Source organism: Bradyrhizobium sp. BWC-3-1 (assembly GCF_032917965.1).
Classification (GTDB): Bacteria; Pseudomonadota; Alphaproteobacteria; order Rhizobiales; family Xanthobacteraceae; genus Bradyrhizobium; species Bradyrhizobium canariense_D.
This window is the reverse complement of the sequence record NZ_CP136625.1, coordinates 8,109,392-8,124,115: the sequence shown is the minus strand read 5'-3', so window position 1 is coordinate 8,124,115 and position 14,724 is coordinate 8,109,392. Positions and strand designations below refer to the sequence as shown.

Here is a 14,724-nt window from a genome sequence, read left to right as displayed (position 1 = left end):
TTTCTCGCATGGCGCAGCTTTCACGCCGGCATGTGCTGGCCTTGGGTGCCGGTGGCGCGTTCAGCGCCGCCTGGCTCCGGGGCGCGACAGCGTCCGAGATGCCTGCAGAGGCCCACGGCATGTCGGCCTTCGGCGACCTCAAATATCCCGCCGACTTCCATCACTTCGACTACGTCAATGTCGACGCGCCGAAGGGCGGCACCTTCTCGCTTATCCCGTCGGTGCGCGCGTACAACCAGTCCTACCAGACCTTCAACTCGCTCAATGCCTTCATCCTCAAAGGCGATGGCGCGCAGGGCATGGACATGACTTTTGCGCCGCTGATGGTGCGAGCCAATGACGAACCGGACGGGATGTACGGGCTTGCCGCCAGGTCTGTAAATATATCGGCAGACAGGCTGGTCTATCGCTTCACCATGCGGCCAGAGGCGAAATTCCATGACGGCACCAAGCTTACCGCTCACGACGCGGCGTTTTCGCTGACGTCGCTGAAGGCCAAGGGGCATCCGCTGATCATCGTGCAGATGCGCGACATGGTCAGCGCGGAAGCCGTTGACGATGCGACGCTGGTCGTCACCTTTGCCAAGGGACGCGCGCGTGACGTGCCGCTCTATGTGGCGAGTCTGCCGATCTTCTCGAAAGCATATTATGCCTCTCGCGCTTTCGACGAAACATCGCTCGATATCCCGTTGGGCTCGGGCCCGTACAAGGTCGGCAAGTTCGAGGTCAACCGCTACATCGAATACGAACGCGTCAAGGATTGGTGGGCTGCCGACCTGCCCCCCTGTCGTGGCAGCTACAATTTCGACGTCGTGCGCTACGAATTCTACCGCGACCGCGATGTCGCTTTTGAAGGTTTCACCGGCAAGAACTATCTCTACCGCGAAGAGTTCACCGCTCGTATCTGGGCGACCCGCTATGACTTCCCCGCGGTCAAGGAGGGTCGCGTCAAGATGGAGGTCGTGCCCGACGACACGCCGTCCGGCGCGCAAGGATGGTTCATCAACACGCGGCGCGAAAAATTCAGGGATCCTCGCGTGCGTGAGGCACTGATCGACGCCTTCGACTTCGAGTGGACCAACAAGACCATCATGTACGGTGCTTATGCCCGCACGGTATCGCCATTTCAGAACTCGGACCTCATGGCGAGCGATGGGCCTCCGCCGCCGGAAGAGCTGAAGCTGCTGGAGCCGTTTCGCGGCCAGGTTCCGGACGAGGTGTTCGCCGCACCGTTCACGCCGCCCGTCTCCGACGGCTCCGGGCAGGATCGCAGCCTGTTGCGCAGGGCGCAGCGATTGCTGAGCGAGGCCGGCCTGCCGATCAAGGACGGCAAGAGGATGCTGCCGAACGGCGAGATCTTCAGGATCGAATTTCTGTTGGACGAGCCTTCGTTCCAGCCGCACCATGGGCCCTACATCAAGAATCTCGCGACGCTTGGCATCGAAGCGAGCGTGCGCCTCGTCGACGCCGTGCAATACAAGGTACGCCAGGAAGATTTCGACTTCGATATGACGACCCAGCGCTTCAGCATGTCGGCAACGCCGGGCGACGCCATGCGCTCGTTCTTCTCGTCGCAGGTCGCGGCAACGAAGGGCTCGTACAATCTTGCGGGCGTCGCCAATCCGGCCATCGATGCCATGATCGAGAAGATCATGGCGGCCGACAGCCGCGAGGAATTGACCGTCGCCTGCCGCGCCTTCGATCGCCTGTTCCGCGCCGGCCGTTATTGGGTGCCGCACTGGTTCAACAAGACGCACCGGCTTGCTTATTGGGACCAATTCGGTCATCCGCAGAAGCCGCCGCGTTATGCCAACGGCGTCGGCGCTCCCGACATCTGGTGGTACGATGGCGGCAAGGCCGCCAGGCTCGAGCAGGCGAAGCAGCCATGAGCGCCTACATCGCCCGCCGCATCCTGCTGATGATCCCGACCTTGCTCGGGATCCTCTTCGTCTCCTTCATCGTCGTGCAGTTCGCGCCGGGCGGCCCGGTCGAGCGCGTGATCGCGCAGCTCTCGGGCGCGGACACCGGCGGGACCTCGCGCATTTCGGGCGGCGGCGACTTTGCGCAGCGCGCCCCGGGGCAGTTGGGGGCCGGCGGCGACGCCATCAACTCGAAGTATCGCGGCGCGCAAGGCCTCGATCCCGATTTCATCAAGAAGCTGGAAGTGCAGTTCGGCTTCGACAAGCCGGCGCCGGAGCGCTTCGCGCTGATGGTCTGGAATTTCGCCCGCTTCGATTTCGGCAAGAGCTATTTTCGCGACGTCAGCGTCCTGCAGCTCGTCAAGGAGAAGTTGCCGGTCTCGATCTCGCTCGGCATCTGGCTGACGCTGCTGACCTACCTGATCTCGATTCCGCTCGGCATCCGTAAGGCGGTCAGGGACGGGACGCGCTTCGACACCTGGACGTCGAGCGTGCTCGTACTTGGCTACGCGATTCCCGGCTTTCTATTCGCGATCCTCCTGATCATCCTGTTTGCCGGCGGTTCGTTCTTCAACTGGTTCCCGCTGCGCGGACTGACGTCAGACGGCTGGTCGCAGTTTCCGTGGTATTGGAAGATCATCGATTACTTCTGGCATTTGACGCTGCCGCTGATCGCTATGGGGCTCGGTGCGTTCACCACCATGACGTTCCTGACCAAGAACTCGTTTCTGGACGAGATCCGCAAACAATACGTGATGACCGCGCGCGCGAAGGGCTGCAGCGAGAATCGGGTGCTTTACGGTCACGTCTTTCGCAACGCGATGCTGATCGTCATCGCCGGCTTTCCCTCGACCTTCATTCACGCCTTCTTCTCGGGCTCGCTTCTGATCGAGACCATCTTCTCGCTGGACGGACTGGGACTGCTCAGTTTCGAGAGCGTTCTCAACCGCGATTACCCCGTGGTGTTCGGCACGCTCTTCATCTTTTCGCTCGTCGGCCTCGTGATCAACCTGATCTCTGACCTGACCTATATGTGGATCGATCCGCGAATCGATTTCGAGGCGCGGGAGGTCTGATGACGCTGGCCGCCCCCACCACGCCGATCGAAACCACTGCGAAGTCACCGCTCGGCAGTGCCGTGCCGATCACGCGCAAACCGTTCGTGCCGTCGCCGCTCAACAGGCGCCGCTGGCAGAATTTCAAGGCGAACCGGCGCGGCTATTGGTCGTTCTGGATCTTCCTGATCCTATTTGTGGTGTCGCTGTTCGCCGAGCTGATCGCCAATGATCGGCCGTTCCTGATCAAATATGACGGCCACCTTTATTGGCCGTCCGTCGTCACCTATTCGGAAACCACTTTCGGCGGCGACTTCGAAACCGCGGCCGACTATCGCGATCCCTATTTGCAGAAGCTGATCAGGGACAAGGGCGGCAGCATCGTCTGGCCGCTGATCCGCTATTCCTACGACACCCACAATCTCGATCTGCCGACGCCGGCGCCGTCGCGGCCGACCTGGATGTTGACGGAAGCGCAGTGCAAGCCCGTCGTCGAGAAGAAAGGCCTCAAGAGCTGCCGCGATCTCGAATACAACTGGCTCGGCACCGACGATCAGGGCCGCGACGTGGTGGCGCGGCTGATCTACGGCTTCCGCATCTCAGTGCTGTTCGGCCTCTGCCTGACCATCGTCTCCTCCATCGTCGGCATCGCGGCCGGCGCGGTGCAGGGCTATTTCGGCGGCTGGATCGACCTGTTGTTCCAGCGTTTCATCGAGATATGGACTGCGATCCCTTCGCTCTATCTGCTGCTGATCTTGTCGTCGGTGCTGGTGCCCGGCTTCTTCGTGCTTCTCGGCATCCTGTTGTTATTTTCCTGGGTGTCGCTGGTCGGACTCGTGCGCGCGGAATTCCTGCGCGGGCGCAATTTCGAGTATATCCAGGCGGCGCGGGCGCTCGGCGTGTCGAACAAGGTCATCATGTTCCGGCATCTGTTGCCGAACGCGATGGTCGCGACGATGACGTTCCTGCCGTTCATCGTGTCGAGTTCGGTGATGACGCTGACGGCGCTCGATTTCCTGGGGTTCGGACTGCCGCCCGGCTCGCCGTCGCTCGGCGAGTTGCTGTCGCAGGGCAAGTCCAACGTGCAGGCGCCGTGGCTCGGTTTTTCCGGCTTCTTCTCGGTCGCGATCATGCTGTCGCTTTTGATCTTCATCGGCGAGGCCGTGCGCGACGCATTCGATCCGCGCAAGACGTTCAGGTAAGCCAATGGACGCGATCAACCAGCCTTTGCTCAGCGTGCGCGACCTCTCGGTGGCCTTCCACCAGGGGGGCGCCACCACGCTCGCGGTCGACAAGGTCTCGTTCCAGATCAAGCGCGGCGAGTGCCTGGCGCTGGTCGGCGAGTCCGGCTCCGGCAAGTCGGTCAGCGCGCTCTCGATTCTCAAGCTCTTGCCCTATCCAAATGCCTCGCATCCCTCGGGCAGCATCCACTTCAAGGGCCAGGAACTGATCGACCGGTCGGAGCAGGAGATGCGGGAGATTCGCGGCAGCGACATCTCGATCATCTTCCAGGAGCCGATGACCTCGCTCAACCCGCTGCATACGATCGAGGCGCAGATCGGCGAGATCATTCAGCTGCACAATCCGACCAGCAATGCCGAGGCGCGCAGGCGGACGCTGGAATTGCTCACGCAGGTCGGCATTCCCGAGCCTGAAACGCGGCTGAAGAGCTATCCGCACCAGCTCTCCGGCGGCCAGCGCCAGCGCGTGATGATCGCGATGGCGCTCGCCAACGAGCCGGACCTCCTGATCGCGGACGAGCCGACCACGGCGCTCGACGTTACCGTGCAGGCGCAGATCCTGACGCTGCTCGCAGAGATCCGCGGCCGGCTCGGCATGAGCTTGCTCTTCATCACCCACGATCTCGGCATCGTGCGCCGCATCGCCGACCAGGTCTGCGTCATGAAGGGGGGCGAGATCGTCGAGCAGGGGCCGGTCGAGCAGGTCTTCAAGACCCCGAAGCATCCCTATACGCGCGACCTGCTCGCCGCGGAGCCGAAGCCGGATCCGGCGCCGCCGCAGCCGGATGCCCCGGTGGTGATGTCAGCCCACGACCTGAAGGTCTGGTTCCCGATCAAGCGGGGGCTGATGCGCAAGACGGTCGGCCACATCAAGGCGGTCGACGGCGTCAGCATCGCCGTGCGCAAGGGCGAGACGCTCGGCGTTGTCGGCGAGTCCGGCTCGGGCAAGACCACGCTGGGGCTCGCATTGCTGCGGCTGATCTCCTCGAACGGACGCATTGTGTTCCTGGGAAAAGATATCCAGGGCCTGCGCTTCAAGGAGATGCGCCCGTTCCGGCGCGACATGCAGATCGTGTTCCAGGATCCGTTCGGCTCGCTCAGCCCGCGCATGTCGGTCGCCGACATCGTCGCCGAAGGCCTCACCGTGCATCAGCCGCAGCTCTCGCGAGGCGAGCGGGAGGAGCGTGTCGTCAAGGCGCTCGAGGACGTCGGACTGAAACCGGATACTCGCCACCGTTATCCGCATGAATTCTCCGGCGGCCAGCGCCAGCGCATCAGCATCGCGCGGGCGGTGGTGCTGGAGCCGGATTTCGTCGTCCTGGACGAGCCGACCAGTGCGCTCGACATGCTGATTCAGGCGCAGATGGTCGATCTGCTGCGTGAATTGCAGCGCCGGCGCGATCTCACTTACATGTTCATCTCGCACGATCTGCGCGTCGTCGCCTCGCTCGCCAGCCATCTGATCGTGATGCGTGGCGGCAAGGTGGTCGAGGAAGGCCAGGCCGCCGAGCTCTTCAAGAACCCGAAGACGGGTTACACGCGCGCGCTGTTTGCGGCGGCGTTCCGGCTGGAGACGGCGGAGAACGGGTCCGCGGCGACGTAGCCTCCGTCAGAGCCGCTTGATCGCGGCGACCTCGCTGCCGGCTTGCTTGATCCTTGCGATTGCCGGCTCGATCGGCTCGATCACCGTTGCCATGTGATGCGCATTGGCGTGAACCATGGTGCTGCCATCGCGGACGATGGCGACATGACCTTTCCAGAAAATGAGATCGCCGCGCAGCAAGCTGCTTTGCTCATGGGGCTCCAGCGCGCGGCCGAGCCCGGCCTGCTGCATGTCGCTGTCGCGCGGGCAGCCGATGCCCGCCGATGTCAGCGACATCTGGACCAGGCCGGAGCAATCGACGCCAAGGCTGCTCTTGCCACCCCAGAGATAGGGCGTGCCGACGAAACGCTCGGCGACTGCGACGAAATCCGGCTCGCAATGACCAAGCGGGGCGAGATGGGCCTTCGGCAGATAGTGTCCGTCGCGTGTCACGGCGAAGCTGCCGTCCTCGCGTGCAACCGCGATCTTCGATCCCATCACCAGCGTGTCTGCTGGCGGCAGCTTGATCGAGGGACCGGGGAAGGCAAAGGTTCGTAAAGCACTGACCATATGGGTCGGCGCGGCCGCGGGCTTCATGAGTGCTGCGTCCGGCAGCCAGCCGACATAGCCGTCACCTGAAAGTTGACCCCATGCCCAGCCTTCGCCGTTGCGGTCGTAAACCGTGACGCCCTCGCCGCGCAACGCTTGTGTCATTAGCATCGCGTTCGACGACGGCTGCTCGCGCACGGGCGCGATCGCCGCGATGATCTCGAATTCCTCGCCCGTGACGAAACGATCCGCCTGCACCTTGCTTTCGAGGTATTTCGCGGCGATGTCGCCGCGCGACGGTGTCAGCCTTGGATCGTATCTTGGATCGTGACTTGGATCGTGGCTTAGATCGTGTTCTGGATCACGCATAGCGCTCGCTCAGCAATGTGTAGATCGCGCGCGCGGCCTGGCACTCGCCGCCCTCGGGGCGTGCGGGCTTCGCCGACGGCGTCCAGCCGTAGATGTCGACATGCAGCCAGCTCCTGGCATGCTCGACGAAGCGTTGCAGGAACAGCGCGCAAATGATCGAGCCGGCAAAGCCGCCTGATGGTGCGTTGGTGATAGTGGCGGTCTTGGAATCCAGCCACGCATCGTAAGGCGGCCACAGTGGCATGCGCCACAACGGATCGTTCTCCCTCGCCGCGCATCGTGCGACGTCAGCGGCAAGCGTCTCATCATTGGTGTAAAAGGGCGGTAAATCCGGCCCCAGCGCGACGCGTGCCGCTCCCGTCAACGTGCCGAGATCGATCAGCAGGTCCGGCTTTTCCTCGTCCGCAAGCGCCAGCGCGTCGGCGAGCACCAGCCGCCCCTCTGCGTCCGTATTGCCGATCTCGACCGTGATGCCCTTGCGCGAGGTGAAGATGTCGAGCGGGCGGAAGGCATTGCCCGCGACCGCGTTCTCCACGGCCGGAATCAGCACGCGCAGTCGCACCTTCAGCTTCGCATCCATCACCATGCGCGCCAGCGCCAGCACGTTGGCGGCGCCGCCCATGTCCTTCTTCATGATCAGCATGCCGCTCGGAGGCTTCAAGTCGAGCCCGCCGGTGTCAAAGCAGACGCCCTTGCCGACCAGCGTCACCTTGGGATGAGCCGGGTCGCCCCAGCCAATGTCGATCAGCCGCGGCGCGCGGCTAGATGCCATGCCGACGGCGTGGATCAGTGGAAAATTCGTCTTTAAGTCGTCACCGATGGTGCAGGCAAAGCTTGCGCCGAATTCGGCGGCGAGATCCTGCGCGGCTGCGGCCAGCTCCTCCGGCCCCATGTCGTTGGCCGGCGTGTTGATGAGGTCGCGCGCCAGCATTGCGGCGTCCGCCATGCGATTGATGTCGGTCGCGTCGACGCCGTCGGGGGGAACGAGGCTGACCTCGGGGCGATCGGCCTTGCGGTACCGGGCGAAGCGGTAGCTGCCGAGCGCGAAGGCGAGTGCGGCGAGCCGTGCATCCTGCGGTGCATTGGCGAAGCGATAGATGCCCGGCGGCAGGAGGCCGGGCAGGGCGCCCGGTCGGAACAGGTCGCGCGATTTTGCACCCTCGTCCTCGAGCCCGAACAGCACTTGCGCGATCGCGCCATCGGGCGCGGGCAGCGCGAGATAGCCGCCCGGCTTTGCGGTGAAGGCGCTCGCGGTGGCGAACTGGCGTTGCGCCGCCGGTAGCCCCTCGGCGACCTGATCCCAGCTCGACTTGGTGACGAAGGTGATCGGGATGGCGGTAGGCGACGTCTCGAAGACAGAAGGCATTGGCGGGTCCGGATCGTCAGATCGAGCGGGTCATACGAACGGACGAGATTTCGCAGAGTTTTGCCGCCGCCGCAATCAGCTTTGCTGCCACCGTTCGGCGGTCCGCTACTCGCAGCAAAGGGGCCATGCTAGGTTCCGGCAACGGCCGTCAGGTGTGCAGATCTCCGGCGGCCGACGACAAAGCCGGCCGGGAGGAAATGCAATGGAATTTGTGTGGAGCGTGGTCACCTTCATCGGGCAGGCGGTCGAGGCGATTTTTGGCTATGTCGAGCATCATCATTGGATATTCGCGTTCCTTGCCGGCGGTTACGTCTTCTATCTCCACGACCGCTCCGTTCACGCGCGGTTCGATGCATTGGACAAGCGCATTGATGAAATTCGCAAGAGGCTCGCTATCGAATATTGATCGGGTGAGCGAAACCATCATCGGGCGAGCCCCGTCTCATGCCGAGGACACGATCCACGCGAGCGGCCGCAGGGCTTTACTAGCGCTGCGGTTGTGGCATTATTGCCCAATATTTTAGATTGTGTCGTACGGTTCTGCACGGAGTGCAACAACAGGGGATGGGGTCAATTCTTACCCGGCTCATCATGGCCCGGGCTGATTGCTACCGGACTGAACCTGATCGTCGAAGGCATTTCTCTCATCGTTTGCGCGGCGCGGCATTCGCAAATAAGCGACGCAAAATGGATAGATCGTTCGTCATCGTACAGATTTCCGACCTGCATCTGGACGGGTCTGGTCGACTGCTTGCGACCATCGAGACGCTCAATGCCGCAATTCGCGAGAGGATGGCGGACTTCGCGGATGTTCCCGATCGCATCCTGCTGATCACCGGCGATATCGTGGACGACCCGGCGCCGCCTGCGCTCGACGAAGCGATCGCCGTCATTGCGTCCTTCCGGCAGACCGGGCTGTTCACCGACATCCAGGCAATTGCCGGCAATCACGACGTCAAGCGACCGAGCCAGCGTGCAGGTCGCCACGATGTTTATGATTACCTGCATTTGCCGCGGACCTCGAAGAGCGTCTACTACCGTCAGGCCGGCCTCGATCTGGTGCTGCTGGATTCCAACCGCGCGAGCCTCACGACGCTCGTGAGCGGCAACGTCGACCAGAGCGCCTATAGCGCCATGGTTTCGGATTCCGCGCGGCTGAGCGTCAAGCTCGCGGGCAGCCTCGGGTCGGGCGGCCGCGCCGATTATGCCGAGCCGGTGGAAAACCTCGTGCGCGTGCTGGCGCTGCACCATCATCCACTGCCGCAGGCGACCGGAGAAGGAAAGCGGTTTCTCGGCGTGCCCGACGAGCCGCTGATGTATCTCGCCGCGCCCGCGACCTTCCTCGAAGCGGCGACATCGCTCAATGTCGATCTGGTCCTGCACGGACACCGGCATGTCGAAGGGCTGACGCGTTATTCGATTCCCGATCCGCGCGCCACGTCGAGCGAGAGCGCTGAAGCATTCTGGCGCACGATCTACGTCCTGTCCTGTCCGTCATCGACCGGGCAGGCCGGTGACGATGCCGGCTTCAACGTCATCCATTTCGGCCCGATGTCCGACCCGATGTCCCATGGCGGCCGCACAGAGTATCGCTTCGCGATCGCCCGCTACTCACGTCCGCGCAAGGATGGTGTCTTCAGGCCGCTCGATTCCAACCTGCCGCACGGCGTCGTCAGACTGCCGGCCGGACGGGATTTTTCCCGAGATCCGGCCGTCCAATCGGGCATCGAGATCGACGCATGCACCACGCTGAAACGGAATCAGGTCGCAGCATTCGCGCGCCGGCTCCTGCTGCGCCGCGCCTTCTATGCCGACGACGAGGTGGATTGGGCCAATTTGCTCCACGTCTATCTCGTGACCTCTCATGTCTGGGCCGATCTGGAAAGCAAGTTCTCGAGATCCGCACGCAAGCATGATGTCGAGGCCGCGGTGACGTCACTACTGCGCCGACTGATCGAGCAATCTGCAAATGTGCTCGGCATCGACGACGTTCAGCTCGACGAGCTCCGCGCGAGGCGTCTGGTCAATCGTGACGATCTTCGACGCGAATTGCCGAGGGTCGTGCGTCCGGGCATCGATGTCGCGATCGAGACGCGGCAACGACTGCAATTGCTGCGGGACCTGAACGAGCAGGCGAAGGCGCTCGGCCTCGATGCGGGTCTCGGCGGCGAGGTGCCGCCGCAGGCGCCGCAGTGACGGGCCCGGGCCGGGAGCATTAACCGGCCGTTAGGGTTAACAGTCTATTGCTGGCGCGTTCGGCTCGATCAATCGGCTCGAGAGTCAAAGCGTCATGCGTCAACGGTTCAGTCGTGAACGGTTAAGTCTTGCCCGGCTTCTTGCGTCCACCTCGCTGGTCGCAGCGGTGGCCATGGGTCTCGGCGGCTGCACGGCGATGTCGAAACTCTCCGACGTCACGGGCTCGGTCGGGCCGCGGGCGGAAGCCGCTCCCACCGATCCCGCGCGCGCTGCTGAAGTCTATGGCGAGCGCTATCGTGCCAATCCCAAGGACGCCGACGCGGCGCTCGCCTACGGCCAGGCCCTGCGCGCCAACGGCCAGCGCGCCCAGGCTGCCGCCGTGCTCGAGCAGGCGACCATCGCCAATCCCGGCAACAAGGCGCTGATGGCCCAATACGGCCGCGCGCTCTCCGACAACGGCAATTTCCAGCAAGCCTTCGACGTGCTGTCGAAGGCGCATTCGCCCGATAACCCGGATTGGCGCCTGCTCTCGGTGCAGGGTACCGCGCTCGATCAGATGGGGCGTCACGAGGAAGCGCGCTCCTACTATGCGAGTGCGCTCAAGATCGCGCCTGGCGATCCCGGCGTGCTCTCCAATCTCGGCCTGTCCTACATGTTGTCGAGAGATCTGCCGAAGGCCGAAGACGCGCTGCGCCAAGCCTATGCCTCGCCGCACGCAAGCGCGCGGGTGCGGCAGAATCTCGGTCTTGTCGTCGGTCTCCAGGGCCGCTTCGCCGAAGCCGAGACTATTGTGAAGGCGGACCTGCCGCCGGACCAGGCTACGGCCAATGTCGCCTATCTCAAGGAAATGTTGACCCGCAGCGACGTCCGGCGTGGTGCGCCGAAGCGGACGCCGGTCGCCTCGCTCGGCCTGCCCGACTGATCAGACGTGATCTTCCGATCTTGATCTTCCAATCTTGAAGGCATCCTCGGACCGTACGCGGTCCACGTCTAAGGTCATTGCATCTCGGTGACCTTGATGCCAGTCGGTCCAAGGATGACGACGAACAGCACCGGCAGGAAGAACAGGATCATCGGTACCGTCAGCTTCGGCGGCAGTGCCGCGGCCTTTTTCTCGGCTTCGTTCATGCGCATGTCGCGGTTTTCCTGCGCCATCACCCGCAAGGATTGGCCGAGCGGGGTGCCGTAACGCTCCGCCTGCTGGAGCGCGAGACATACCGACTTGACGCCCTCGAGCCCGGTGCGCCGCGCGAGGTTCTCGTAGGCGACCTTGCGATCCTGCAAATACGACAGCTCGGCCGTGGTCAGGGTGAACTCCTCCGATAGCGCGATCGACTGGCCCACGATTTCGACCGCGACCTTCCGGAACGCCATCTCGACCGACATGCCGGATTCGATGCAGATCAGGAGCAGGTCGAGCGCATCGGGAAAGGCGCGCTTGATCGAGAGTTGGCGCTTGGAGATCGCGTTCCTGAGGAACAGCATCGGCGCCTGGAGTCCGAGATAGGCCGCACCGACGCAGATGCCGATCTTGATCGGCATGGACTGCTGCATATGCGCGATCAGGAACACGTAGACGACCGAACCGACGAACAGCACGATCGGGGCAACCAGGCGGGCAAACAGGAAGGTGATGTAGGGCGCCTGGCCTCGATAGCCGGCCATGATGAGCTTGTCCCGCGCAGCTTCCTGCGCGAGCCATTTGGTCAGGTTGAAGTCATCGACGACCTTCGAGACGAGCTGCTTCGGCGTCTGGCGCAGCGAGACTTTTTCACTCTTGTGGAGGCGCTCGCGCTCGCGCTGCCGGATGCGCTCACGTTCGTTCGCCACCGCCTTCATGCGCTTGGAAAGGCCCTCGCCGGCGAACAGCGGCATCACCAGCGTATAGACGGTGGCGCTGGCGGCAATGGCCGCCAGCAGCATCGTCATGAAGTGGACGTCGTGAAGTTTCGCAACGAGGAACTCTACCATAAGACACCATCAGAAGTCGAAATTGATCATCTTCTTCATCACCATGATGCCGATCGACATCCAGACAACACAGCCGACCAGCATGAGCTGGCCGGTGGGATGAGTCCAAAGCATCGAGATGTATCCTGGCGTTGTGAGGTAGACGAGGAACATCACGATCGGCGGCAGCGAGCCGATGATGCCGGCCGAGGCCTTGGCTTCCATCGACATCGCCTGGATCTTCTCTTTCATCTTCTTGCGGTCGCGCAGCACCTTGGAAAGGTTGCCGAGCGCTTCGGAGAGGTTGCCGCCCGATTTCTGCTGGATGGAGATGACGATGCCGAAGAAATTGGCCTCGGGCAGCGGCATGCGATCGTAGAGCCGCGTGCAGGCCTCGCCGAGCGGCATGCCGATCGCCTGCGTCTCGATGATGGACAGAAACTCGGAGCGCAGCGGCTCTGGCGCGTCGGCGGCGACCACCTTGATCGATTCGAACAGCGGCAGGCCCGCCTTGATGCCGCGGACGATGACGTCGACGGCATCGGGCAAGGCGGCCAGGAACTTGTTTTCACGGCGCTTCTTCAGGAAGCCGAGCGCCCAGCGGGGCAGACCGAGGCCGCCGGCAAACGCGAAGCCGGCGGCACCGAGCAGGCCGCCGCCGATGAACAAGGCGACTGCGAACAGCACGCCCGCCACGACGGCGGACACGATCCAGAATTTCTGCGGCGCCCAATCGAGGCCGGCCTGCGACAGGCGGACACTGAGCGGTACGCTCTTCTCCTGCTGGCGCCGCGCCTCGAGATCCTTGAGCGAGGTTTCGACCTGCTCGCGGCGCGAGCGCTGCGTCTTCTCGGCGGCGCGGGCCGTGGGCGCCTCGGCCCGCGAGATCGAGGCGCGGCGGCTCTCGGCCTTCCGTTCCCCGGACAGCATTGGATAAAGGAAGACCCAGGCGAGGCCGCCGACGGTGGCGGTGGCAAGGAAGGCGAGGGCAAGGACTTGCATGTTCATGGCTGCGTTGACCTGCTCACGTCGTGGGCGCCACTTCCGCCGCGTCGAGCGCCGCGGCAAGGCGCTTCTCTTCGCCGTAATAGCGGGCGCGTTCCCAGAATTTCGGGCGGCCGATTCCGGTCGACCGGTGCCGGCCGATGATCTTGCCGTTGGCGTCCTCGCCGACCATGTCGTAGAGGAACACGTCCTGGGTGATGATGGTGTCGCCTTCCATGCCCATCACTTCGGTGATGTGGGTGATGCGGCGTGAACCGTCGCGCAGGCGCGCGGCCTGGACGATGACGTCGATCGAGGCGCAGATCATCTCGCGGATGGTGCGTGAAGGCAGGGAGAAGCCGCCCATCGTGATCATGGATTCGCAGCGCGATAGCGCCTCGCGCGGATTGTTGGCGTGCAGCGTGCCCATCGAGCCGTCATGGCCGGTGTTCATGGCCTGGAGCAGGTCGAACGCCTCGGGTCCGCGGACTTCGCCGACGATGATGCGCTCGGGACGCATACGCAGGCAGTTGCGCACCAGCTCGCGCATGGTGACCTGGCCCTCGCCCTCGATGTTGGGCGGGCGGGTTTCCAGTCGCACCACGTGCGGCTGCTGGAGCTGGAGTTCGGCGGCGTCCTCGCAGGTGATGACGCGCTCGTCGTGCTCGATGTAGTTGGTCAGGCAGTTGAGCAACGTGGTCTTGCCCGAGCCGGTACCGCCGGAGATCAGCACGTTGCAGCGGACGCGGCCGATGATCTGGAGGATTTCCGCGCCTTCCGGCGAGATTGCGCCGAACTTGACGAGCTGATCGAGCGTCAGCTTGTCCTTCTTGAACTTGCGGATCGTGAGCGTGGGGCCGTCGATTGACAGCGGGGGCACGATGGCGTTGACGCGGGAGCCGTCGGCCAGGCGGGCGTCGCAGATCGGCGAGGATTCGTCGACGCGCCGGCCGACCTGGCTGACGATACGCTGGCAGATGTTGAGGAGCTGCTGATTGTCGCGGAAGCGGATACCGGTGCGTTGGATCTTGCCGGCGACCTCGATGTAGACGGTGTCGGCGCCGTTGACCATAATGTCGGCGATGTCGTCGCGCGACAACAGCGGCTCCAGCGGACCGTAGCCGAGGACGTCGTTGCAGATGTCGTCGAGCAGCTCTTCCTGCTCGGCGATCGACATCACGATGTTCTTGATCGCGATGATCTCGTTGACGATGTCCCGGATTTCCTCGCGCGCGGACTCCGAATCGAGCTTGGCAAGCTGGGCGAGGTCGATGGCCTCGATCAGCGCGCCGAAGATGGTCGCCTTGACCTCGTAATAATTGTCCGAGCGGCGGGCTTCCATGGTCGGCGCAGGCTTCGCCGGGGCGAGCGGCGGCGAGGAGATTGCCGGCGGCGGCGGCACGCGCGACATGGCGGGCGCCGAAGCCTGGGCAGGCTCTGGCGACACGGCACCGGGCTTCGGGGCCCGGGCGTCGGCGTCTGTTCCGCTACGCTTACCGAACACTTAAAAACT

General features: G+C 63.6%; 12 protein-coding genes. 7 read left to right on the top strand and 5 right to left on the bottom strand.

Annotation, left to right across the window (positions count from 1 at the left end; translation table 11 throughout):
• The first annotated feature begins 8 nt into the window (after positions 1–8).
• Genes RX329_RS38950 through RX329_RS38935 form a run of 4 tightly spaced genes read left to right on the top strand, consistent with a single transcriptional unit; the run spans position 9 to position 5,818 of the window.
• Positions 9–1,889: an extracellular solute-binding protein gene (locus RX329_RS38950; protein ID WP_085361625.1), complete on the top strand. Its 1,881-nt coding sequence runs from the start codon at positions 9–11 to the stop codon at positions 1,887–1,889.
• On the top strand, positions 1,886–2,995 hold the full coding sequence (locus tag RX329_RS38945) for a microcin C ABC transporter permease YejB (RefSeq protein WP_018454695.1): 1,110 nt from the start codon (positions 1,886–1,888) through the stop codon (positions 2,993–2,995). The genes RX329_RS38950 and RX329_RS38945 overlap by 4 nt, the downstream gene beginning before the upstream one ends.
• A complete protein-coding gene (locus tag RX329_RS38940) occupies positions 2,995–4,176 on the top strand; it encodes an ABC transporter permease (RefSeq protein WP_018454694.1) in 1,182 nt (393 codons plus the stop codon). Before RX329_RS38945 ends, RX329_RS38940 begins: the two co-directional genes overlap by 1 nt.
• Positions 4,177–4,180: 4 nt before the next feature.
• A complete protein-coding gene (locus tag RX329_RS38935) occupies positions 4,181–5,818 on the top strand; it encodes an ABC transporter ATP-binding protein (protein WP_085351726.1) in 1,638 nt (545 codons plus the stop codon).
• Between the two features lie 6 nt (positions 5,819–5,824).
• On the opposite strand, the gene RX329_RS38930 is transcribed toward RX329_RS38935, so the two are convergent.
• The gene (locus RX329_RS38930; RefSeq protein ID WP_085361624.1) at positions 5,825–6,715 is read right to left on the bottom strand and encodes a C40 family peptidase; all 891 of its coding nucleotides are present in this window, start codon (positions 6,713–6,715) and stop codon (positions 5,825–5,827) included.
• Positions 6,708–8,081 carry a leucyl aminopeptidase family protein gene (locus RX329_RS38925; protein ID WP_085361623.1) on the bottom strand — a complete coding sequence of 458 codons (1,374 nt, stop codon included), beginning with the start codon at positions 8,079–8,081 and terminating at the stop codon, positions 6,708–6,710. The genes RX329_RS38930 and RX329_RS38925 overlap by 8 nt, the downstream gene beginning before the upstream one ends.
• A 202-nt stretch (positions 8,082–8,283) precedes the next feature.
• Here RX329_RS38925 and RX329_RS38920 point away from each other — a divergent pair, with 202 nt between their 5' ends.
• The 3 genes from RX329_RS38920 (at position 8,284) to RX329_RS38910 (ending at position 11,199) form a co-directional block, all read left to right on the top strand.
• A complete protein-coding gene (locus tag RX329_RS38920) occupies positions 8,284–8,487 on the top strand; it encodes a hypothetical protein (RefSeq protein WP_018454690.1) in 204 nt (67 codons plus the stop codon).
• A gap of 281 nt (positions 8,488–8,768) precedes the next feature.
• The gene (locus RX329_RS38915) at positions 8,769–10,277 is read left to right on the top strand and encodes a metallophosphoesterase family protein (protein ID WP_085361622.1); all 1,509 of its coding nucleotides are present in this window, start codon (positions 8,769–8,771) and stop codon (positions 10,275–10,277) included.
• A 94-nt stretch (positions 10,278–10,371) separates the two neighbouring features.
• Entirely contained in the window at positions 10,372–11,199 is an 828-nt protein-coding gene (locus RX329_RS38910; RefSeq protein ID WP_026232795.1) for a tetratricopeptide repeat protein, read from the top strand.
• Between the two features lie 74 nt (positions 11,200–11,273).
• On the opposite strand, the gene RX329_RS38905 is transcribed toward RX329_RS38910, so the two are convergent.
• The 3 genes from RX329_RS38905 to RX329_RS38895 are packed head-to-tail and all read right to left on the bottom strand — an operon-like array spanning position 11,274 to position 14,715.
• On the bottom strand, positions 11,274–12,248 hold the full coding sequence (locus tag RX329_RS38905; RefSeq protein WP_018454686.1) for a type II secretion system F family protein: 975 nt from the start codon (positions 12,246–12,248) through the stop codon (positions 11,274–11,276).
• A 9-nt stretch (positions 12,249–12,257) separates the two neighbouring features.
• Positions 12,258–13,235, bottom strand: a complete 978-nt coding sequence (locus tag RX329_RS38900) for a type II secretion system F family protein (RefSeq protein ID WP_026232794.1) — start codon at positions 13,233–13,235, stop codon at positions 12,258–12,260.
• A 16-nt stretch (positions 13,236–13,251) separates the two neighbouring features.
• The gene (locus RX329_RS38895) at positions 13,252–14,715 is read right to left on the bottom strand and encodes a CpaF family protein (protein WP_026232793.1); all 1,464 of its coding nucleotides are present in this window, start codon (positions 14,713–14,715) and stop codon (positions 13,252–13,254) included.
• Positions 14,716–14,724 lie beyond the last annotated feature (9 nt).